General features: G+C 45.2%; 19 protein-coding genes. 8 read left to right on the plus strand and 11 right to left on the minus strand.

The window, feature by feature from the left end:
• Positions 1-382: 382 nt before the first annotated feature.
• Positions 383-1,690 carry a TolC family outer membrane protein gene (locus AACT19_RS13700; protein ID WP_017095900.1) on the plus strand — a complete coding sequence of 436 codons (1,308 nt, stop codon included), beginning with the start codon at positions 383-385 and terminating at the stop codon, positions 1,688-1,690.
• Entirely contained in the window at positions 1,690-2,301 is a 612-nt protein-coding gene (locus AACT19_RS13705) for an OmpA family protein (RefSeq protein ID WP_029406074.1), read from the plus strand. Before AACT19_RS13700 ends, AACT19_RS13705 begins: the two co-directional genes overlap by 1 nt.
• Before the next feature lie 248 nt (positions 2,302-2,549).
• Here the strand turns inward: AACT19_RS13705 and nhaA are convergent, their stop codons facing one another.
• The 5 genes from nhaA to AACT19_RS13730 all read right to left on the minus strand — a co-directional run bounded on the left by nhaA (position 2,550) and on the right by AACT19_RS13730 (position 9,726).
• On the minus strand, positions 2,550-3,713 hold the full coding sequence (gene nhaA / locus AACT19_RS13710; protein ID WP_004734677.1) for a Na+/H+ antiporter NhaA: 1,164 nt from the start codon (positions 3,711-3,713) through the stop codon (positions 2,550-2,552).
• A 273-nt stretch (positions 3,714-3,986) separates the two neighbouring features.
• A complete protein-coding gene (locus AACT19_RS13715) occupies positions 3,987-5,135 on the minus strand; it encodes a lipocalin-like domain-containing protein (RefSeq protein ID WP_017079058.1) in 1,149 nt (382 codons plus the stop codon).
• The gene (locus AACT19_RS13720; protein WP_029222149.1) at positions 5,125-7,578 is read right to left on the minus strand and encodes an ABC transporter permease; all 2,454 of its coding nucleotides are present in this window, start codon (positions 7,576-7,578) and stop codon (positions 5,125-5,127) included. Before AACT19_RS13720 ends, AACT19_RS13715 begins: the two co-directional genes overlap by 11 nt.
• Positions 7,559-8,230 carry an ABC transporter ATP-binding protein gene (locus tag AACT19_RS13725; RefSeq protein ID WP_004734674.1) on the minus strand — a complete coding sequence of 224 codons (672 nt, stop codon included), beginning with the start codon at positions 8,228-8,230 and terminating at the stop codon, positions 7,559-7,561. The genes AACT19_RS13720 and AACT19_RS13725 overlap by 20 nt, the downstream gene beginning before the upstream one ends.
• A gap of 122 nt (positions 8,231-8,352) precedes the next feature.
• Positions 8,353-9,726, minus strand: coding sequence for an MATE family efflux transporter (locus AACT19_RS13730; RefSeq protein WP_017086491.1), 1,374 nt, complete (start codon positions 9,724-9,726; stop codon positions 8,353-8,355).
• Between the two features lie 96 nt (positions 9,727-9,822).
• On the opposite strand from AACT19_RS13730, the gene AACT19_RS13735 reads away from it, so the two are divergent.
• Positions 9,823-11,283, plus strand: a complete 1,461-nt coding sequence (locus AACT19_RS13735; RefSeq protein WP_017090666.1) for a DUF2867 domain-containing protein — start codon at positions 9,823-9,825, stop codon at positions 11,281-11,283.
• 174 nt (positions 11,284-11,457) lie between these two features.
• Here AACT19_RS13735 and AACT19_RS13740 read toward each other — a convergent pair whose 3' ends face one another.
• The 3 genes from AACT19_RS13740 to rsuA form a co-directional block, all read right to left on the minus strand.
• Positions 11,458-12,117, minus strand: a complete 660-nt coding sequence (locus AACT19_RS13740) for a DUF2913 family protein (RefSeq protein ID WP_017091686.1) — start codon at positions 12,115-12,117, stop codon at positions 11,458-11,460.
• The gene (locus tag AACT19_RS13745) at positions 12,117-13,334 is read right to left on the minus strand and encodes a Bcr/CflA family multidrug efflux MFS transporter (protein WP_076646739.1); all 1,218 of its coding nucleotides are present in this window, start codon (positions 13,332-13,334) and stop codon (positions 12,117-12,119) included. The genes AACT19_RS13740 and AACT19_RS13745 overlap by 1 nt, the downstream gene beginning before the upstream one ends.
• A 192-nt stretch (positions 13,335-13,526) precedes the next feature.
• Positions 13,527-14,222: a 16S rRNA pseudouridine(516) synthase RsuA gene (gene rsuA / locus AACT19_RS13750; protein WP_076646740.1), complete on the minus strand. Its 696-nt coding sequence runs from the start codon at positions 14,220-14,222 to the stop codon at positions 13,527-13,529.
• A gap of 97 nt (positions 14,223-14,319) precedes the next feature.
• Here rsuA and AACT19_RS13755 point away from each other — a divergent pair, with 97 nt between their 5' ends.
• The 4 genes from AACT19_RS13755 to AACT19_RS13770 all read left to right on the plus strand — a co-directional run bounded on the left by AACT19_RS13755 (position 14,320) and on the right by AACT19_RS13770 (position 18,762).
• Positions 14,320-16,062 carry a DEAD/DEAH box helicase gene (locus AACT19_RS13755; RefSeq protein ID WP_076646742.1) on the plus strand — a complete coding sequence of 581 codons (1,743 nt, stop codon included), beginning with the start codon at positions 14,320-14,322 and terminating at the stop codon, positions 16,060-16,062.
• 104 nt (positions 16,063-16,166) lie between these two features.
• A complete protein-coding gene (locus AACT19_RS13760) occupies positions 16,167-16,565 on the plus strand; it encodes a PepSY domain-containing protein (protein ID WP_076646744.1) in 399 nt (132 codons plus the stop codon).
• A gap of 88 nt (positions 16,566-16,653) precedes the next feature.
• Positions 16,654-17,313, plus strand: a complete 660-nt coding sequence (locus AACT19_RS13765; protein WP_004734666.1) for a response regulator transcription factor — start codon at positions 16,654-16,656, stop codon at positions 17,311-17,313.
• A gap of 102 nt (positions 17,314-17,415) precedes the next feature.
• Positions 17,416-18,762 carry an ATP-binding protein gene (locus AACT19_RS13770; RefSeq protein ID WP_076646746.1) on the plus strand — a complete coding sequence of 449 codons (1,347 nt, stop codon included), beginning with the start codon at positions 17,416-17,418 and terminating at the stop codon, positions 18,760-18,762.
• A 106-nt stretch (positions 18,763-18,868) separates the two neighbouring features.
• Here the strand turns inward: AACT19_RS13770 and AACT19_RS13775 are convergent, their stop codons facing one another.
• The 3 genes from AACT19_RS13775 to AACT19_RS13785 form a co-directional block, all read right to left on the minus strand.
• Positions 18,869-19,249, minus strand: a complete 381-nt coding sequence (locus AACT19_RS13775; protein ID WP_029222629.1) for a VOC family protein — start codon at positions 19,247-19,249, stop codon at positions 18,869-18,871.
• 174 nt (positions 19,250-19,423) lie between these two features.
• Positions 19,424-20,743, minus strand: coding sequence for an LssY C-terminal domain-containing protein (locus AACT19_RS13780; RefSeq protein WP_076646747.1), 1,320 nt, complete (start codon positions 20,741-20,743; stop codon positions 19,424-19,426).
• A gap of 14 nt (positions 20,744-20,757) precedes the next feature.
• Positions 20,758-21,486 carry a glycosyltransferase family 2 protein gene (locus tag AACT19_RS13785; RefSeq protein ID WP_076646749.1) on the minus strand — a complete coding sequence of 243 codons (729 nt, stop codon included), beginning with the start codon at positions 21,484-21,486 and terminating at the stop codon, positions 20,758-20,760.
• A gap of 369 nt (positions 21,487-21,855) precedes the next feature.
• Between AACT19_RS13785 and rplY the strand changes: the two genes are divergently transcribed.
• Entirely contained in the window at positions 21,856-22,134 is a 279-nt protein-coding gene (rplY, locus tag AACT19_RS13790) for a 50S ribosomal protein L25 (RefSeq protein WP_004734628.1), read from the plus strand.
• Positions 22,135-23,165 lie beyond the last annotated feature (1,031 nt).

A 23,165-nucleotide genomic window follows, 5' to 3' on the forward strand; every position in this document is an offset into this window, starting at 1 on the left:
TTCACAACTACTAACTACAACCTGAACAGCGCGACCGTCTCTTTATATGCTGTCATTTTCTCCTAAGAATCGAACTACCATGCTTGGCACATTGTTATCACTGGAACTCGTATTTCAAACAACCTACTAGCCAACGTTTACCTATCTGAGCCCAAACCTAATACTACGTTTCCTCTATTTACAGTGCATCCATTCGAAGCTTGCCACTTGCTACTATTGGCAAACTAATCAATAAGGATAGGGACTTACATTCGAAATAAAGCCAACAAACTTAGCAATTTCTTGCAGATGTCCTAAGCTTCGTTTAATACCCTTTTCAATTAAGTAGTTAAACGCTTGTTGGGAAGCGGCGGGAGCTTTTAAAAGTAGAAGGAGACCTACTTTGAGACTGTTGAAATTACCCATTATGTGTTGCTTGGTTATTGCAGCTCCACTCTCTGCTCAAACTTTAGAACAGGCCGTCGCCATTACCTTGGCTACTAACCCTGAGATAAAGAGTATCTTTAATGAGTTTGTGAGTGTACGGAAACGAAATGACGCCGCTGGCGGTGCTTATAGACCTAGTATCGACCTCGATGCTGGTATTGGTTATGAAGGCATTAACCCTGCGCCAAACAATGGTCCTGATACGGATCTCACACGAAAGGAAGCCACGATATCCCTCACTCAGTTGCTGTGGGATGGTTCATCGACTCTCAATGATATTGATCGTACTGCCGCAGAAGCAGAATCGGTTCGTTTGCAATTGCTCGCGGATGCCGAAGACAAAGCGCTAGAGGTCACACAGATCTACTTAGACGCAGTGAAAGCAACTGAAGTTTTAGCCCTTTCGGAAAGCAACCTCGCTATCCACAAGAAAATCTATAAAGACATCAAAAAGCGTGCAGTCTCAGGCATAGGCTCAACCGCAGATGTGTCTCAAGTAGAAGCAAGGATTGCAAAAGCGCACGGCAACTTATTAGCCGCGCAGAACAACCTAATTGATACACACACCCAATTTAGAAGAATAGTGGGTCAAGAACCGCTTGGCTTAGTCTACCCAAGAGCCGATATTTCTATGATTCCTCTGTCATTATCAGACGCCCTTGTTGATGCTCTGGACCAACACCCAGTCATCAAAGTCGCGACTGCAGATGTCGATTCAGCGCACTTCCAGTACAAACAATCAAAAGGGGTTAACTACCCGACGTTCTCTATCGAGGCATCTCAATCATGGCGAGATGATGCGGGAGGCGATGAAGGCTCAAGTCAAGAAACGCTCGCGATGCTAAGAATGCGATATAACTTGTACAACGGCGGAACAGACAGTGCTAATTCTGAAGCTGCTGCTTACCAATTGAACAAAGCAAAAGATTTGAGAGATCGAGCTTATCGCCAAGTGGAAGAAGGCCTTCGCCTCTCTTGGAGTGCATTGGATCTGACGTTGCAACAAAAGAATTTCTTGTCTGATCACGTGGATTCGGCATCAGAAACCGTTATCGCATATGAAAAACAATATCGAATCGGTAAGCGTACACTCCTTGATCTGCTTAACACTGAAAACGAATTGTTTGAAGCCCGTAAAGATTATCTAGATGCGCATTACTCTGAACAGTACGCTAAATACCGTGTAATGAACGCGACAGGCTCTCTATTGAACGCTCTACTGGTCGACATTCCAGACGAGTGGACAACGGCTGTGGAGTATTAATGATGAAGAGACCTTATTTATTACTTTCTGCATTAACGATAACGCTATGTGCTTGCTCTAGCCAAAATGAAGAGCCCTACATAGAAACCCCAGAAGCGGAGCAAATTTCTGATCTGCAAGATGATGATAACGATGGTGTGGTCAATGCACGAGACACCTGTCCTGGCACACCAGCGTCGTCTCTGGTAGACAACGAAGGCTGTGGAGAGACGGTTAGCTCGCAAGAAGTCAGACAGCTGAACATCCTTTTCGCCAATGACTCCTATGAAGTTAACCCTATCTTCTCAGATCAAATCACTACCATGGCTGAGTTCTTAGAAACCTACCAAAGTGCATCGATAGAGATTCAAGGTTACGCGAGTAAAGTGGGTTCCAACGAATACAACTTAGATTTATCAAAAAGACGAGCAAACAATGTTCAAGACGAGTTACTGTCGAATGGTATAGAGCCAGAGCGAGTGAGAATTGTCGGTTATGGTGAAGAACGCCTGGAAAACGAGGGTGATGATGCTACTTCTCATGCACTAAACCGTAAGGTCACGGCAACCGTGGTTGGGTTAAGTGAACAAATCGTTGAAGAGTGGACCATTTTTACCACGCTAGAAAAATAGCGTGACATTGTCACTGAAATGTAAGACGGGTTATCTTACAAAGACAGCTTAACAGTAAGATCAAGAAAGCCGTGATAGGGTTGCCCATCACGGCTTTTTTGTTCTTTGTTGTCACATGAGTCGAGGGATGACTCTGTGACTCTTCTTGCTACTCAAGAGTTGGCTTGTTACTCAGTGAGTAGGCTCGCTATCAAGCGAACCTACTACCGAATATAGTTTTACTTACCAACTATGCTTTTACTTACCAATTATAGCTTTACTTCTTGTTGCTTAGTCTTCGGTAGAGAAATACTTAGCAGGAAGTAACCTAAGATAGCTGCAGTCGTTGATCCCATCAGGATGCCTAGTCGAGCGAGCGTATCAAAGTCTGCGTTAGTTGGACCAAATGCTAGTGATGAAATAAAGATAGACATCGTAAAGCCAATACCACACAACACAGATACCGCGAAGATGTTCATGAAATTCACACCTTCAGGAAGTTTAGCTACACCCGTTTTCACAGCGCCCCAGCTGAATAGGAAGATACCCAGTGGCTTACCAACCAATAGACCCATAGCGATACCAAGCGGTAACATGCCTGTAAGGTTTGAAATTGAGATGCCTTCCAGTGAGATACCTGCGTTTGCAAATGCGAAGATTGGCAAAATTGCAAAAGCGACGTATGGGTGCAGAGCATGCTCTAGGTGTTTCAGCGGAGAACGCTCCCCTTTATTGCCTTTCAGTGGGATAGCAAAACCAATAACTACACCAGCCAATGTTGCATGAACACCAGACTTCAATACTGCGAACCACAGAATTGCACCGACAATGAGATAAATACTCAGCTTAGTCACATGCTTGTTGTTTAGCATGAACAGCACACCCGTTGCGATGAAGCCAACCGTTAGTGCAAGCGTAGATAGATCGCCTGAGTAGAACAGTGCAATGATAACAACAACACCTAGGTCATCGATAATTGCCAATGCTAGTAGGAACACCTTCAAGCTGACCGGTACTCGGTTACCAAGAAGAGCCATGATACCCAATGCGAATGCGATATCTGTTGCTGCTGGAATAGCCCAGCCCTGAAGCGCTTCAGGGTTACTTGAATTGAATAGCACGTAAATAAGTGCAGGAGCTAGCATACCACCCACAGCTGCAATAGCTGGGAAGATTGCTGTCTCTTTAGACTTTAATGCGCCTTCTAAAAGTTCGCGCTTAACTTCTAAGCCGATTAGAAGGAAGAAGACAGCCATTAAGCCATCGTTAATCCAGTGAGACACAGACATACCAAGAACGTAACTGTGTAATACGCCTTGGTACATTTCGTTCAGTGGTGAGTTTGCTACAAACATTGCGATCGCCGCAGCGATGACTAGTATGATGCCGCCAGCAGATTCCATTTTAAAGAAGTCACGGATGACGTCGGTCATGATTTCGCCCTTATATTTATTATTTAAATAAACGAATAACAAAGAATAACCATGAGTTTATATCCAAGCGCAATCGATAGATAATCACTTCTTCGGATGTTTAACTTCGGTTTTTCCTACAAATACTAAACAATACGTCGTATATTCCATAATGTTGTTATGCACCATAAAATAAGTATAGATGAGATCACAAAGGCTGTATGCACAATTAATCAGGGGCTCACAAAAATCATGGGCACAAAAAAGGCTATCAAATGATAGCCTTAGGTGTTTTTAGTAACCGGTTAACTGCATAAAGCCTGTCGCTTCATGGCTTCCGCTCGCCATAATTGGCCCTTCCCAATATGGTATGACAAATGGCAACCACATATCTCGGCGTTTGATGCGTGTCGTGAGGTTAATATTGTGCTGTGGCACGTTAATAATCCATTGAAGCGGCATTCTTCTACCATTCTGTAGCGTCGTATTCTGTAAAGGCTTGATAGAAATATCGGAGTCCGTTAACTGGTACACCTTGCCCGAACGAGTGGCCAATGTTCCAAAAACATAAGGCAGCTGTTGATTATGGCGGTAGCGGTTAATGCTCAGCGCTGTACCATCATCGAGATTAAACACGAACCAATCCCAGCCTTGTTGACCCACTCCGAGTAAGCCACTGCCCCACTCTTTATGTACCCAAGCTGTGCCTTCTACTTCCTTGGTAACGCCGTCCAGATTCAATACACCGCTTAGAGATAAAAATGGAGCGCTGAAGTTATAAGACGCGACAGGCAATAAATCGTGCTTTTTCTGGTAACCATTATCGCCGTTGAGCACATAGGGCCCTTTCGCAATGGTGTCGAGTTCAAGACCAAACGTATCCGTTTTCACTTGAAGGCGACCAGGAAATGGTGTGTTGCCAAGGGCCCGCCAGTTCCAGTTATCAATCCAAATTCTAAACGGACGACTGGTCATTCCCGCTTGGCCAATACCACCACGCGCTAAGCGTTGCTCTTTCCAAACCTTAGAATCAGAAGAGATCACGACATTTGAAATATAGACCTGTGGGCTTTGCCACCCCGGCGTCTCGCGTTCGTCAGTCGCTATTCGGAAGAAGCTCCATTGAACCGAGTACTTTTTGCCATCATCCCCTTTTAGAGAAGCAAAGTAATGCCACCACTCGTGTTGAAATTCTGGGTGGAATTGGAAGTCTCGAGGTAACGAAACGCTGCGGTCAGGTAACACTGGCTCGAATACATTAAAGTGCTCGCTTACAAGCACTGAGTTGACCTCGTTCACCCCTTTCTCGCCAACATCAACAAAGTAAGAGTAGTATGCCCAGACACCTAAAATGGTGCCAAAGAAACCTATCAATAATAGAGAGGAGACAAATCGGTGTCTGAATTTCGTTGAGCCATTTCGTTGAAGCATATTAAAGCGCATCCCTCAGTGATTTCATCGGAGTGTTCCGAATCATTCTCATCACTGGCAAAGCACCAGCTAACATCAATGCTGCCATAGCCCACGCAAATGTCTGTAAATAGTCCCAGGGAATCACTTGTAACTCGAGTGACCACCCAAAAGACTGCTTGATCACGATATCGACGATCAAACTAGCCAACGCTAAGCCGAGCGGAATCGCAATTAAGGAGGAAATAAGCCCGAACACAAACAATTGTAAGCTACCGGTCAGAATCAGTTCTTTCGCTGAGACACCTAAACAGCGCTGTAAAGATATATGCCTTTGTCGAGACACTTCACCAGCAACCGTTGCGAAGAAGATGCCGAAGACTGCGATGACCAATGTGATGTTACCCAATGTATCTGCAATCGCGAACGTTCTATCGAACACACGCATCGCTTGACTGTGAATATTGTTGTTATCGAAAACACGCTCAGAGCCAAGCCTGAATACGCTTTCTAAGCGGCTTCGAAGCCCTACTGAATTCACATCATCTTTGAGTATTACGCCAAGGCCCACATTGCCCCGCCCTGCAAATCCATACAGCCAGTTTCGATGAGACATCATGACTTGATGGTAAGGGTTACCGTAATCGTAATACACACCGACAACCTGCCAACCAGAGCCAAGATTGTCATAGAGATCGATGTAGTCACCTGGGCGAATACCCAACTTGAGAGACATCGATTCACTGATCAACACACCTTTAGAGTGATGTAAGTGATACCAGTAATTAGGAATACCTAACTTTATCGTCAGCGCTTCTAGCTCACCTTCAGAAGGCCCAGTACTGACCACTTGAATACTGCCTACAGGAGATGCAACATCCTTCTCCCAACGCCACCAAACAGAATCTACTTCAGGTTGTTCTGACAGCCAGTTACTCATACGAGCAGCACCATTGTTGGTTGGGTAGATGTAAAGATCTGCCGCCAAGCGCTGTGTTAACCATTTATCTGTGGTATCTCTAAAGCTTCCGACCATGGTTTCTACACCAATATTCGCGGTTAGCGCCAACATAAACGCCATTGTCGCCACACCACGGTAACTCATGCTTGAAGCGGCATCCGCGAAGAACCAACGAGCACGAACCCAACGTAATGAATAAGACAGGCTGTTAAATAGCTTCCACATCAAGAACGGCGTAAACAGAGCCACACTAACAAGCATCAGCGCGATAATCGCAAAACCCGTTTCTTGAGTCTGAGGCGCTTGATACACAGCGACAGCTGCAACCAAGAAACCACAACCAATCAAAGCCTGCCAAGTGAATTCAGTACCAGCAAAGCGCATCAAAGATAAACGAGAGGTCAAACGGATCGGTTGTGAACGAAGCAGACGAACCAATGGCCAAGCACACGCTAGGAATGCACCAAGCAACGCCATTAATAAGCTGTAACCGCTCCATCGCCAATTCCAGTCGATAGTTAAACCAACGTTGGCGTCATATAAATCACCTAAACTTGAAGATACCGCTGGTAACAGTTGGTTTGCCAACATGACACCGAATACATTGCCGCAGATCCAGCTCAATACCACCAATAACAGTAACTCTAAACAAAGCGCTTTAGCCAGTTGCCAACCCGACACACCCGTCTGTCTTAAGATTCCAACTAACGGTTGGCGCTGAATAAACGACAGCGACATCGCTTGATAGAAAATGAATAAGCCAACCACAAACGACAGCATACCCATCGCTTTTAGATTTAAGTGGAACGCGCTGGTCAGCGACTCAAGCTCAGCTTTAGAGCTGCGAGAGATCGTCAAACCATTAGGCAGCATGTTTTTAAGACGCTCAAACTTCTCAGGCGACATATCTGAACACGCAATCACAGACAGCCCAGCACTGCGTTTAAGCATTCTGAGCAAAGAGATATCGGCAATCAGCCTTGTGCCATCAATCAGGTTTTTTTGGTCAACAGCGATAGGGCCAAGCTCAGAACCATCCATGAGAGGAATGTAGTCCCCGTTATTCCATTCCATGTGTTCTGCAAGATCATCACTCACAAGGATTGGGTATGGCGGCTTCATGAGGTTTAACGTAGTGAGATCTTTTAACGCAACACCCGGCTGAAGCTGAAGCATAGACACAGGGTCGATGCCGATAAGCATGAAGTTCGCGCCATTTTCATCAGTGATACGATGGTGGTCAAAAGGAGAACACTGTTGAAAGCCTTCACGGCGAAGCTGGATATAAAAACCTTGCGGGATTTTATTGGCGTTGTGTTTTGGTCGAATACGATAAGGAAGAGGATTCGAAAAGAGTTTTTCGCCATGCGCATAGCTTTGCTTGGCGTGTTGGTTGATAGCAGTAACACCAACCAAAAGTGATACGCCAAGGGTTAAACCAAGCCATACCAAAATAATCTGCAGTGGGTAGCGTCGATAGTGACCGAGTAGTGCCTTAACTACGGGCCATAACATGCAGTTGCCCTCCTTGTAGGCGGATTCTGCCGTCCATGTGCTGTGCTACTTTTTCACTGTGTGTCACCAACAACAAAGTGCATTCTAATTGGCGAGCCAAAGAGGTCAGCAAACGCATTACCGCTTCTGCATTACGCTCATCTAAACTTCCCGTCGGTTCATCGGCTAACAGAATTTTAGGTTCCATGTACAGAGCACGAGCAATCGCTGCGCGTTGTTGTTGACCACCAGACGCTTCTTCAGGGTAACGTCCAAGTAAAGGCATAAGGTCTAAAGCAGAAAGAATCTGTCTCCAGAGGCCTTTGTCTTCAGGCAAGCCTTTTAACTGGCGACAAAAACGAATGTTGTCAGCAATATTAAGCGTTGGAAGTAGGTTGAATTGCTGGAAGATGTGACCAATATTATTTCGGCGATATGCGGTGCGATTGCGTTCTGTCGAATCGTGCATATTGAAGTTTGGGAAAGCAATTTCGCCAGAGTCTACTAGGTCTAAACCCGCGATAAGATTCAGTAATGTACTTTTACCTGAGCCACTTTCGCCCATTAGTGCAAGCTGGTCACCTTGGTTTAATGTTAGTTCAGCACCTTGCAAAACAGGGTGAAATTCCCCCCCGTCGACATAGCCTTTACATAGGTCTGACAGCTTTAACATTAAACAGCTCACATTAGTTAGAATTTGGAAGGAGAATCTACACTAATTCCCTGTTAGGAGGAAGTATTTTGAAAGATAGATCACACACCAACGATAAAGTGATGTGATCGATGCGCCCTACTTCAACTTCCTATCAAGTTTTTGATCCATTTTCTTGTTTTCATGCGATAGAGCGACCCACCCCACTTAATCACTTCTTCGGTGAGGAAAAGCAGATACACCCACTCAGGTGGAAACTTTAAATAGATAGCCGCAATCGCAGCCAGTGGAATACCAATCACCCACTGAGCAATCAAATCTTGATAGAGACAGAACTTCACATCACCACCCGCTCTCAACACACCAACGATCACAGTCAGCGGTACCGAGCGAATAATAATCCCCACGCTGAGAATGAGGATGAATTTCTCAGAGAGGGCTCTGGTTTCTTCAGTCAACGCACTGAACGCATTCAATATTGGCATTTGGACGAAATAGAGAAAAATCGCCACAACAATACTGGTTAAGAAACACAGAATCGTTAAGCCTAATGCTTGATAATAAACCGCTTCATTGTTCTTCGCGCCAAGTTGGTTACCCACCAAAACAGCCGCTGCATTGGACAGGCCAATCAATAAACTCAATGAGATAGATTCAACCGGCGTCATGACTGAAAGCGCAGCCAAACCTTGAACACCCGATTGTCCCATGATCGCGTGGTAAGCAAACAAGCCACCCGCCCACGCTAAGAAGTTAAACGTGGTTGGCAAAGACAACTTCAAGAAGCGAACGACTTTCTCAACGGTTGCAGCCGCTTTGATATCACAAAGTTTAAAAGCTAATAGGTGTTTAGATAAATAGAGGTAGCCATATAAGGTCGCCACTTCAATGGCGCCGCTCAATACCGTCGCAATCGCTGCGCCTTTGATTCCAAGCGATGGAAAGCCCAAGTTACCGAAGATCAGCACCCAGTTTAAGAACACATTAGATAGAATGCCGATACCGCTGAAGAAAGTGCTTAACCCAGGTTTATGCATCGCTCTCAAACCTACCGCCATACTGCTGACGCACGACACCGCCAGCATGCTGAATGAGGTGATGACGATGTATTCAACGCCGAGGCTGATGACTTCTTGAGAGTCGGTCGTCACGCCCATGATTTGCGCAGGAAAAGAAACAAAGAAAACAATGGTCAGCAACGCAAACAGGGTCGAAACTAGCCACGTCAGTGCGGTACTTTCTCTGACACCTTGTTTGTTACCCGCGCCCCAATATTGAGCCGTTAGCAAAGCGCCGCCCGTAGTGACACCCACCAGCATAATAGTCGTCACAAACATTGCACGGCTCGCAACCCCCACTGCCGCGATGTCTGCTTCCCCAAGCTGACCTAACATCAACACATCAACTAAGCCTCGGCTTGAAAACATAATGCTCTGCAAAGCAATAGGCAAAGCAATCGCAATAAGCCTACGAACAAAATCACCTCGAGTGTGATGAATAATTGAAGAGAGCAACATAGAGATACCTAAACGGAACGTATTGATGAATAAAGATAAATATCGCGCTATTATATCAATGTTCGGTTTTTAACCACAGATATAAATGGAGTAACAATGAAGAAAGTACTGGTTTTAGGCGCTTCTGGATATGTTGGTTCGCAGCTCCTCCCTCTCCTGCTTGAGCAAGGCTATCAAGTCACTGCTGCAGCAAGGCATATCGACTATTTAAAGGCACGAACCGAACCTCATGACAACTTGTCACTAGAGTATCTTGATCTTGCAGATCAAGCCGCAACACAAGCATTAGTCCCCGACTTTGATCTTGTCTTCTTTTTAGTTCATGGGATGGCAGAAGGCCACGACTTTATTGATTATGAACTGAATTTGGCACGTAACTTTGTTTCAGCTCTTGGGCCAAAGAATCAACACGTCATCTACCTGAGTTCGCTTCAGCCGCAAACGGGTGATTCAGAACACCTTCAAGCGAGAAAGAAAACCGGAGAACTGCTACGCAAAGGACCAGTCCCCGTCACTGAACTGCAAGCAGGCGTGATCATTGGTCCAGGCTCTGCAGCGTTCGAGATCATGCGAGACTTCGTGTACAACTTGCCTATCATGATTGCGCCCAAATGGGTCGACTCTAAAGCCAACCCTATTGCCTTGCAGAACCTGAACCACTATCTGCTAAAACTCGCACAGGACACGCCTAGCGAAAGCCAAACCTTCGAAGTTGGCGGGCCAGACATTGTCTCTTATCGAAATCAATTTGCTCACATTGCCAAAACAGCCGATCGCCCACTCAGGCTTTGGGCGACGTCACTCCTCACGCCCTCAATCGCGTCATATTGGCTAGGCGTTGTGACTTCTGTTCCGTCTAACATAGGCAGAGCGCTTCTCGCGGGCTTAAAACATGACTTTATTGCCAGTTCGACCATCATTAGAGAAAAGTACCCTCAGAAGCTTATCTCGTTCGAAAATATGGTTGAGCAAGCGATTCACGCTGAAGGAAACTTCGTGAAAAGTAATGTTTGGGGCTTTGATAAGACCGCTTTCAAACGCTGGCAAGCTGGTTATGGCTATTATCCTAAGAAAACTGGCGCAAGTATTACCTCAAGCGCATCTTTGGAATCCCTTTGGCAGGTCGCTCAGCAAATAGGAAGCCCGAAGCAAGGTTACTTCTTTGCTAATGCTCTATGGCGCACACGCGAATGGTTAGATCTTCTCTTTGGCGGTGGTGTACCGGTTCGACAAATGCCTGAAGGACCGACCCTAAAAGTCGGTGACAAAATCGATTCGTGGAAAGTCATTCGTTGTGAAGAAAACCAGTTTTTATCTCTGCTTTTCGGTATGAAAGGCCCGGGGTTGGGGAGACTCGAGATTACCGTCTCTGACCACGGTGATTCACGTGAACTGAACATATCAGCTTGGTGGCATCCAAAAGGCTTTCTAGGGTTACTGTATTGGTTTGCGATGATGCCAGCCCACCTGTTTATCTTTAAAGGCATGGTTAAAGCGATTGAGAAGCAGGCTAAAGAGCAGATGCGAGATTCGAGTGTCGAGATGAGAAAAGATTAAAAGCGGATCCGGGATTCGAGTAACGAGATGCGAAACGATTAAAAGCAGATGCGGGATTCGAGTGTCGAGATGCGAAAAGATTAAAAGCAAATTTGCGACACGCGCTATGAGAGGCAAAAAAAGAGCGGATAATTCCGCTCTTCGTATCTCTCATCTCGTATCCCGAATCCGCTATTAGCCAATAACGCTAATTGGGATCTCTGCAAGTTGGTTGCCTTGGTTAGCAGGGTAAACAATGTATTCACCGTGATACTTCACCGCAGACTTGTAGTCCGTTACTTTGTGAAGCATGAAACCCGCTTCCATCGCCGCTTGAATGAACTCGGCGTGATTACCACGAACAAACCAGTTCATTGGCTTAACCATCAACTCACCGTCGAAAGAGTCATCACACTGTTTGCCACACAAAGCAAAAGAGTGCTCGCCATCGGTGAAGAATTGAATCTTACCGCCAGTCGTTAGCTCGTCTTCACTCGATACGCTCCAACCCATCTCGTACATTTTGTCCATGAACGCTTCAACATCACTGTCTTTAAGCACTTTAGGCTCTTCGCCTTCAGGGAAAAAACGCCCGTAAAACGCAGAAATACGTTTAAAGGTAAAAGTTAAATCAGAGTTATTGCCTTTTGAGCGACCCTGTTTCTGCCAGCGAACCAAGTCAGGCACAATCACGCGATCATAAGCTTGGGATTTAATCGCCTTTGTTACCCAGCGAACAAGGTAAAGGTTGTTCGCGATAGGTGCGTCAATGGCCTTGCCAGACTTATGTAGAGCGTATAGCTCACCTAGCGCATCATTCACTAACTTCTGAATTTCAATATAGTATTTTGACATTATGCCTTCTTTCCTAATGTCCAATATAGTAATGCTGACATTACTGCACACGCAGCCATTACCATAGCCATAGACCCAGCACTGTCACTTGGCAGCATCGCAACGATAGCCCCAACGACAGAACCAGTACCAAATCTTAATGTTCCCGCAAGCGATGAAGCCGTGCCTGCCATGTTTGGATAACCACTGAGCAATAGACCCATAGAGTTACTGCCGATAGTAGAGATAGTGCCAATAAATAGCATCACAAACGGCACAATTCCCCAAAGCCCGAGATCCAATGCCCAACCGACAAGTAAACCTACGCCAGCCAGTAATTGGATGACCAGCGCTGCCCTCAACATTGTATGAGAACCGACCTTCTTAACAATTCGACCATTGATGGTTGTCATCAAAATCATCGCAACAATGTTCAAGCCAAACAGGTAACCGAACAAGTCAGGACGTACGCCATAGATATCAATGTAGACAAAAGAGCCTGCGGTTAAGAATGCAAACATCCCAGAGAATGAGAATGCACCCGAGAAAATCAAACCCATAACCGTCGGGTTTTTACACAAACGAGCGTAATTACGAATCGTCGTTTTAAAGCGCAAGGGCTGACGATTTTCGACAGGCAGTGTCTCGGGGATTTTGATGATAACCGCGAGAATCACGATCACCGCAAAAATAGCCAACACCCAAAAGATTGAACGCCAACCAAACCACAATGCCAAATAGCCACCAATCATGGGGGCTACTAGTGGCGCAACCGTCATCACTAAGGTAACGAACGACATGGTTCTTGCGAAATCTTCACGGTCGAACATATCGCGCACAACCGCTTGGATAATAACCGCTGCGGCAGCACCTGCAAAACCTTGAGCCGTACGAACTAACGTTAACGCTTCAATACCATGAGTGGTTGCACTCACGACGGAGGCTATCGCAAAGAAGAATACACCAATCAGTAGAACAGGCTTACGACCATAACTGTCGGCTAACGGACCATGTAACAACTGACCCAATGCAAAACCTGCGGTGTACGCTGTGAGTGTGATTTGTACTTCACCCGCTGTCACGCCTAGATCTTTGGCGATCGTTGGCATAGCAGGCAGGTACATATCGATGGCGAGTGGTGTCAGTGCACCAATCGCACCCAGAACCAAAAATAGCATCCAACCTAACTGAGGAGTTTGTGGTTGTGAGCTTGGGGTCTGTTGGGTAGACGTTTGCATAACTCTCCGACTAAGTACTAGGTTCTATGTGAGCACGAGCATGCACGCAACAATATACGAATACGCACAGTGATACACGAATATGCGCACACATACATGAACATATAGTAATAATGGCTGAAACTGTCCTAGTACCAGTCAAAATAATCAGCCGACGCTATCCTTGGTCGGCCACATCTACGGCAGAAAAGATTACTTCCAGATAGAGTCGACTTCTTCTTGTGTTAGGTAACGGTATTCACCCAACTCCAAAGATTCATCCATCTCGATTTCACCGATACGCTCACGGTGTAACCCTTCAACTTTATTACCAAGTGCCGCAAACATACGTTTTACTTGGTGGTATTTGCCTTCGTGAATCGTTAATAGTACTTCACGCTCAGCACGAACTTCTAAGTGTGCTGGAAGTGTTAGGCCATCTTCGCTCTTAAGCTGGATGCCCTCTTTGAATTTTTCAACGTAATCGTCTTCAACAGGTTCAACCAACCACACACGGTACGTCTTCTCGCACTTGTGCTTTGGCGATGTGATGCGGTGAGACCACTTACCATCATCGGTAATCAACACAAGACCCGTCGTATCAATATCTAGACGACCAGCAAAGTGCAGCTTGTCCATTTTGATTTCATCGAGTAATTCAAAGGCGATACGATTTGCGCCATCTTCATGCGAACAAACAAAGCCTTCTGGCTTATAAAGCATGATGTAACGTGGGCCGTGAACATTCAGTTCATTGCCTTGCCATTCCACAACACACTCTTCAGTTACTTTGAGTGAACCGTTTTTTTGAATGACATCATTTACTGTCACTGCCTTGGATTTTAATAAGTGTGTTGCTTCTCTTCGAGTGACGCCTAACGCATCGCACAGAAATTTATCTAAACGCATGAATACCTCAACTAATCTAAGTCGGGTATTATAGTCACCTTTGCTCAATTAGTTGAGCTATTTCACACTATTTGTTTTCTACCCTACAAGACGCGATATGTATACACTCCGCCCGTACCAAGCTGATTCTGTAAAATCAGTGATTCATTACTTCAGAAAACACCAAACTCCGGCTGTTCTTGTGTTGCCTACAGGCGCTGGAAAAAGCCTTGTGATTGCAGAGCTAGCAAGGCTTGCGAAAGGTCGAGTTCTGGTACTCGCTCACGTTAAAGAGTTGGTCGAACAAAACCATGAAAAGTATGAAGGTTATGGGCTAAAAGGCTCAATTTTCTCTGCGGGTTTAGGGCGAAAAGAGACAGACCAACAAGTGGTGTTTGCTTCGGTTCAATCTGTGGTTCGCAACCTCGATTCATTCTCTAACCAATTTTCACTGTTGGTTATCGACGAATGCCACCGTGTTCCCGATGAAAAGACCAGTAGCTACCAAAAAGTGATCACTCACTTGCGCGAGAATAATTCGGGCATCAAGGTGCTTGGGCTAACCGCGACCCCTTATCGTCTTGGTATGGGTTGGCTTTATCAGTATCACACGCGTGGACAAGTACGATCTGAAGAGCCTAGGTTTTTCAGAGATTGTATTTTCGAGTTGCCGATTCGCTACTTGTTAGACGAAGGCTTTCTAACACCAGCACGCATGATCGATGCGCCAGTGTTGAGTTATGACTTCTCACAGCTAAAACCTGCAAGTACAGGCCGTTACAAAGAAGCCGAACTCGATATGGTGATTGAGCAATCTAAACGTGCGACCCCACAAATTGTCGACCAGATCATTGAGCTGGCCAAAGACAAGTTAGGGATCATGATATTTGCTGCCACGGTTAGACACGCACAAGAGATCCTTGGCTTACTGCCTGAAGGTGAATCGTCAATCGTACTCGGCGACACACCAACTCTCGAACGTGACCAAATCATCAGTGACTTCAAAGAACGTAAAATCAAGTTCTTGGTTAACGTATCGGTATTAACCACAGGTTTTGATGCCCCTCATGTGGATTTAATCGCGATTTTGCGTCCGACAGAGTCCATCAGTTTGTATCAACAAATCGTTGGCCGTGGCTTACGCTTATCGCCGGGTAAAAAAGAGTGTTTAGTGCTCGACTATGCAGGCAACAGTTACGATCTTTACCAACCTGAAGTGGGCGACCCTAAACCCGACTCAGACAGTGAAATCATCACCATCCCCTGCCCTGCATGCGGCTTCAACAATAACTTCTGGGGCAAGCTAGACAGCAATGGCTTCTTGCTAGAGCACTTTGGCCGTAAATGCCAAGGCTACTTTACCGATGAAGACACTGGCGAACGCGAACACTGTAATTATCGCTTCCGAGCCAAATACTGCGGTGAATGCGGCGCTGACAATGACATTGCCGCGCGCATTTGCCATGAGTGCGATGCAACCTTAGTCGACCCAGATAAAAAACTTAAAGAAGCGCTGAACTTAAAAGATGCGTTGGTGTTTGAGTGTTTAGAGATGGATCTTAACGTTCTCAAGGACGACAAAGGTAAGTCGCAACTTAAAGTCACTTACCGTGGCGAAAACCAAGCACAAGTGCATGAATTTTGGTCATTAACCACCAAGAAACAAAAGCAGAACTTTAAGGATCAGTTTGTTCGCCCTCACCTTGCCGACAGACACCGCCCTTTTGAAGAAGCTTCACCAACGAAAGTGGTTGCTCACCAACATAGATTCCGCCCACCTCAATTCGTGATTGCACGTAAAGTCGGGCGTTTTTGGAAAATGAGAGACAAGATATTCGAAGACGAGCTTCAGCAACGTTAACATCTCATTTTTTGAGAACCTAAATCTCATTATTCATCAGGTTCACTTTCTGTTCAGAATTACTTTTTTATACTGAACGCTATCAACCTTCTCTAGGATTCGCTATGTTTAGTAAAGTTATGATTTCTATGTTTTCTTTAAGCTTAGGCTTATGTGTCGCCGCTAGTGCGTGGGCTGACTCAGCTCATAACGGTCATGATCTTGTACAAGATGTCCATAAAGCAGGAACCCGTATCGAATTTGAAGAAGATCAAGACGAAGTCTACGAAGCCGTACGCGAAGGCTATATTCGCCCTTTCTCAGAAATGTATGCGGCCGTTGAGAACGATCTTCATGGCAGAATCATTAAAGTAGAGCTAGAAGAAGATGACGACATTTGGGTGTATGAACTAAAAATCAATTACCAAAACAACATCATCAAAGTCGAATACAACGCCGAGACGTTAGAAATGCTCATGATTAAAGGCCGAAACTTTAAAGACGCAATTAAGCACGGTGAATAAGTAAGCGCCGCAACTTTAAAGACGCCATTGATCACGACGAGCAATTAAGCACAACGAACAGTCATTACAAGAATTAAGAAGAACAATTATGAAAATTTTAGTCGTTGAAGACGAACCTCGCTTGGGCCAACAAATTCTAGAAACCCTTGAGGGAGCCGACTGGGTTCCGGAACTTTCTCAAGACGGTATCGACGCACTCTACCGTGCAACATCAGAAGAGTGGGATGCTATTGTTCTCGATTTAGGTCTACCTAAGCTGGATGGCCTAACCGTATTAAAAGGCATTCGAGACGAAAACATTAACACGCCAGTGATTATCTTAAGTGCGCGTGACACGCTTACCCAACGTGTAGAAGGCTTGAATGCAGGTGCTGATGACTACCTAACTAAACCATTCGAAATGGTCGAGTTGATAGCCCGCATTCGGGCTCAACTACGCCGAGCGTCAGGCAGTGCTGCTCCTATACTTCAAATTGGAGATCTAAGCCTAGACACACGCAGCTCAAAAGTGTTGTGGCAAGGTCAAGCGGTTAGCCTCACGGCGCTAGAATATAAAGTTGTCGCGTACTTCATGCATAACCAAAACAAGGTTATCTCGCGCACGGAGTTGGTTGAGCACATCTACAAGCAAGACTTCGACCGCGACTCAAACACGGTTGAAGTTTTCATCGGTCGTATTCGTAAGAAAATCGCACCAAAGATCATCAAAACCGTTCGTGGCCTTGGCTACCAACTGAATGCTGAATAATGCTGTATTTAATTAAGCTAAGAGCAATCTCCAATTAGTGGACAGCCTGTGCTGATCGTTGTTGTTCTCATAGCAAGATGAGCAAAGACAGGCTGGTAACGTATGAATCTAAAAAAACGAACACTTAAAAACGTCAGTCTAAAAAGCCGCTTGCTACTCGCCGCGGCTTTTTGGCTAGGTGCGATGATATTAGCGGCAGGCGTCGGAATACCTAAGTTGGTTAACGATTACTTGGTCGATGACGTCAAGCAACAGCTCAGCCTAACCATGGACGAGTTAACCGCCAACATAGAAACCAACGACAGTGGTAACCTCATCATGGCAGAGCGTCTGTCTGACCCTAGGTTTAACCAACCCTACAGTGGTATTTATTGGCGAGCCGCTACCCAAGACCAGATTATTCGATCTCGCTCGCTATGGGACAAAGACCTCACCATCAAGCATTCGCCGATTCATACTTCAATCAAAGGGCCTGAGAAAGAAAAGCTGATTTACATCGAGCAGGATATCTATCTGCCTGAACTGAACGATCCTGTCACGATCACCATAGGTATTGATGAAGACCCATTAGAATCCACACTGACCGAACTTACAGGTCAAGTCTGGTTGATTCTGATGTTGCTGTTTGTGGGCGTGCTGATGTTGATTGGTATTCAAGTCAGCTGGTCACTATTGCCACTCAGTAAGATGCAACGTGAACTGGTGATGTTAAGAAACGGCGAGCAACAAGGGTTAAGCGACAACTACCCGAAAGAGGTTTCTCCATTGGTTTCTGACCTCAATGCCCTACTCTTCCACTATCAAGAGTTATTGGAACGAGCGCGTAACCACGCTGGAAACTTATCTCACGCTTTGAAAACACCGCTGTCGGTTTTGAAAAATGAGATAGAGCGACTTCCAGACGATGACAAAACATTGTTACAGCAACCCATTCATCAGATTCAGAACCAAATAGATTATCATCTTGGCCGTGCGCGCATGGCTGGTGCAATGAACATTCTTTCAGTGAAGTCTTCACCTTGTGAGCGTGTTGAAGCCATCTCAATGGCGTTTGATAAAGTCTACGCTGCCAACGAAGTCACCATGATTAACGAGTTAGACTCTGAGATTGAAGTAGCAGTAGAAAAAACCGACCTTGATGAAATGGTCGGCAACCTACTCGAGAACAGTTACAAATGGGCGAGCAGCATTATCCGAGTCCATTCGAATGAACTCGACGATGGCAACATTGAATTGGTGATTGAAGATGATGGCCAAGGCATTCCTGAAGAGAAACTTGAGCAAGTCACCAAACGTGGTGTTCGACTTGATGAAACCACACCGGGAACAGGGTTGGGGCTTAACATCGTGAATGAAATGGCACACAGCTACCGAGGCAGCCTAACGCTCAGCAAGAGCTCAATGGGCGGATTGAAAGCCTCTCTGGTGCTTAAACTAAGCAAAGGTTAAGTAAGCTAAACGCGCTAAGTAAACCAAGTAAACACGATAAGCCCTAGCACAACGCTAGGGCTTAACTTTATTCTGGTTTAACAAAGCTTTTCTCGCTTCAATATGATTAGCTCATCGAGTGAAGCCCAATCATATTGCCTTCCGTGTCACTCACTACACTGATAAAACCATGCTTACCAATGTCCATTTTGGGTACTTGTAGCGCGCCACCATTGGCCGCTGCCAAACTGGCTTCTGTGGCACAATCCTCACAAGAGAAGTAAACCATGGTGCTGTTGCCTCCCGCTTTTACACCAGACATCTTACATATAGCTCCTGTGGCGCCATAGTTCCCCATATCGCAAGGAAATACCCACATCTCAACTTCGATTCCGGTTTCATTGTCTAACTTATCCAGCGTCACTTTAAACACTGATTCATAAAAAGTTTTTGCTCTCGACATGTCATCAACATATATTTCAAACCAACCAATCGGATTCATTTGCATAACGTTATCCTCAGCTTTCGCTGCTTGTTCGCCCTTAATCAGCATAGTCAAAATTGAAAAATTTATAGCCGAGGAATTACATGAGAGGAGGTTATGTTTGTATAGATATAGTCCAGTAGAAATTGCAAAGCCTTGTTTGACGGAGGGTTCAAACAAGGCTCGAGCTGGTCGCTCTTATATATCACTCTGTATATCGTTCATAGCAACATCCAAAGCGTTTGAATCATCGCGGTAGGTTGCTACTCCGATCATCAAAATCCTGCCATCAGTATAATAGTCATGATCGTCATCGATCACTTCCACCGTCGCTAATGGGTGTTTAACTAACTCGATGTCTGGTAATGACGTTCGTATCTGATTAGCGAGCCTATCTCGCTCTTCATCAACATTAGGGTCAATGTTATGAAGTACGGTCACAATGCCTGAGTAAGGCGTGACTTTAAGGCCATCATCATAACTAATTGCGCCTAACCACTGAGGCTGGTTAGTTTTAATATCAACACCAGCACGCCACCAGCGAATATGGCTACGCTTCATCAAGTTACCCGGCAATTGAAACGCCATATCTTGCGGCTTGTCTCTCCAATATAAATCGGATACTGGCGGCGTTTTGTCTCTAAGCAATGCGAGATAACCAGCCCATTCAATCTCATTTCGAGAAAACGTTTGATTCTCTATCCAGCCTAATTGCTTCATTAAATCTCTTGGAGTTGCTCCAACATAAATTACGTTGATCGCTTGTGCTGAGTAGAACGAAGATTTGCCAGGGAACGCTTTATAGGTAACCGAATTCCAGTCGACTTTGTCAATTTGAGCCGTCTCTGGTTGATTCTGAAAATCATCGGCCTTCCAGAAAAAGTGAGCGTAGTTCGCAAACAATACCCACGCCAACAACAGCGCACTGGATTTAAGCACCAAGCGTCGCCACTTCATTCGATAACCAATAATGGTGAAGACCAATACCGTGAACACACCGGCGATCAAACTATTATGCTCAGAGATAAATATCTTAAGGCTATTAAGCCACGGGAAGTTTTCAACGCCGTGCGCCAGTAACATGCCCCAAGCAATGAACTGTCCGCCACCAAGAGCCAAGCCGATAAACGCCAACACACTAAAATTACGCCACGGTACACGATGCGAGCCAGCTATAAATGGCACAACCCAAGCGATAGGCCCTAATAAACGAGCAAAAAGAATGATGTATGTGCCTTTGCGAGCAACCAGATAGCGGCAGCGCGCAATTAATCTTTTGGTTTTAGGACGAAACTTAATGAGCCTTCGTTGCGCCTTAGCACCGTATTTATAACCAATGAAATAACTGAGTTGGTCACCAAGCAAACCACCTAGCATCACCAAAACCAACGCCATCCATGCACCTGAATACAGTTGAAAGCCCGCTGCGATAAAGAAGGGCTCTCCCGGTACAAATAGGTTTGGGCCAATGAGAGCATCACCCAATGCCCCCAGAAACAGCCCTAGTCCATCAAACATAACAACCTCAATACTTACTGTTCTTTGTAGTGACCAAACTTGTAGTTCATCTCGTTGTTACGCATTTCGCCTTTGAAGAAGCGTCTTACATTAGCTTTAAGATAAGTTGAGCCTGTCTTCACAACGCCATCTTGGTCTAAACGACGTGGGTCAAAACCAAAGGTCATATTCAGGAATCTAAATCGCCATGTCTTGCTCGCACGTTTTACGTAGTCACAGTCTTCGCACAGGACGATCTCTTCATCGAAACCGCCGATCTCATCATGCGCGCGTTTAGTCGAGAAAATACATGCGCCAATCGCCGTCGGGGAAAAGAACTGGGTAGTGAACAAGCCTGCGTTAAATAAGCCGTAACCAAACTTGTGTACAAGCGGCAGACCTTTCGAGCTCATGTACACACCCGCCACTTCAAGCTTCTTCTCCTCTAGTTCATAAAGCGCTTTCGCAAGAAAGTTTCGGGGCAAGCTCACGTCAGCATCTAAGAAAAGGATTCTGTTGTATTGCGCCAATGAAGCACCTGTGTTTCGTCCAAGGCTCACACCACGATTTTCCATATGATGAACCGTTAATTTTGGCAACGCGTTTTCATAAGCTTGTGCCACTCCTCTTGTGTTGTCTTCACTGTTCGAGTCGACAACAATCACTTCAAACTCTTGGTGGGTTTGCACACTCAACTCTTCCATTAAGCGGCTAATGCGTTTCTCTTCGTTTAGCGTAATTACGACAATGCTTACCGGTTCCATATTTTCACCTATTCATTCTGCTGTTTAATTAACACTTAGATTAACCAACCAAGCCTTAACCAAGTCTTAGGCAAACATTCATTTTCCGTTCATTAACTTGATGATTTAGCAGCGCTATAAATAGATAAGATTGGCAATGTAAAAGACGACAAAATGGGGTAAATAAGAGCTAGTGAACGTTTTATCTCCAAACGAATCATTTATCGAAGGAAATTCACTTTGAGATGGGCTTCTGACTTGCTCAGATTTGAATGTGATGTTAGTATCCGCGCTCGCTTAAGCATGAACTCGTTTATGCCTAAGCATTACCACACACTCAAGGTCGCATTGAGGTGTGAAGTTAATTTTTACTAATTTGAGAGTAAAACTATGAAATTTGAAGCAGTAGTACGTACTGAACTAGGTAAAGGTGCGAGCCGCCGCCTACGTCACACTGGTAAATTCCCAGCAGTAATCTACGGTGGCGAAGCAGCAGCTGTAGCTATCGAACTTGTTCACGCTGAAGTGATCAACCAAATGGATAAGCCTGAATTCTACGAAGCAATCACTCTGTTGATTGACGGCGCAGAAGTTAAGGTTAAGCCGCAAGACGTTCAACGTCACGCGTTCAAGCCTAAAGTTGAGCACATGGACTTCATCCGTATCTAATTCCCTACCAAGGAATAAGATTGGATTAATCCAAGCCTTCTGCATAGAAAAGATAATCGATCTTACCAGTCGAGAAATCTAGAAATTCGAAACCCCGATGCTACCAACATCGGGGTTTCACCGTTTTTGAGCCCTCAAAAACGTCGTAAATCTCGCGCAATACACTGAAATAAATCACTGTCACCTTCCCCACTTTATCCCAGCTTTACTTGGGTGGATTAAGGGTGGACGAAAGGTGGACTTATACAGTAGTTTTTCTATCAGTAAGACTAGACCGCTTTTTCGCTAGGTTCAACACACTACTCAAACAAAAAGACAAAACCGACTAGCATCTAGAATGTTACTTGTATGGTCATGTACGCACTTCTAAACGAATAGAGTAATCAAGAATAAGAACTACTCCTTTGGCATAACTCGCTAGCGCTGAGAGCCGCCTACTTACATTCATGTATATTGGATTGGGCTTTACCACCGCGTAATACACTCTAGGCTAATCAAACAACAGTGAAAGGCGATCAAGAAAACACTTCTGGCCTTTCGTTCATTCTTAGCACCATCTTCCAACCTAATCCTTCAACTCTCATTTAATGACATAACACGCCAGAACTAGCCATTAGCAAGTAAACCTACTCATCCAGTATCAAGAACTTTAAAGGCCTATAGACACTCACTGATCCGCACACTCACCTTTCAAAACATAACACTCGGCTTCTCTGGCCAAAAATCATGGATTCGGAATCCGAATAATTGCTAGAACGTCTATGCAAACCAAAAATATTGAAGAATTTGGGTCCAAGAATTTATGATGGTGGGGCTCTGGTCGCATCACAAGCATAAACTCCTGCCCCCCCACCCTCGCGCACTCTAGGTGACACTTTCAGTTCACCTAGAGCGCATGGATTTAAAGGGCTAGCGAGAGATTTTATTGACCAAGTAATGTTGACACTTTCCTGGAAGAAATCTCAATCCAGATTCTAGTGCTAATTCTTAAAAATCAACGGCGTTTTGAAGGGGCTTTGTTGCGTAATTCA

It is taken from the genome of Vibrio sp. 10N.222.47.A9, from assembly GCF_963872585.1.
Lineage (GTDB): Bacteria > Pseudomonadota > Gammaproteobacteria > Enterobacterales > Vibrionaceae > Vibrio > Vibrio splendidus.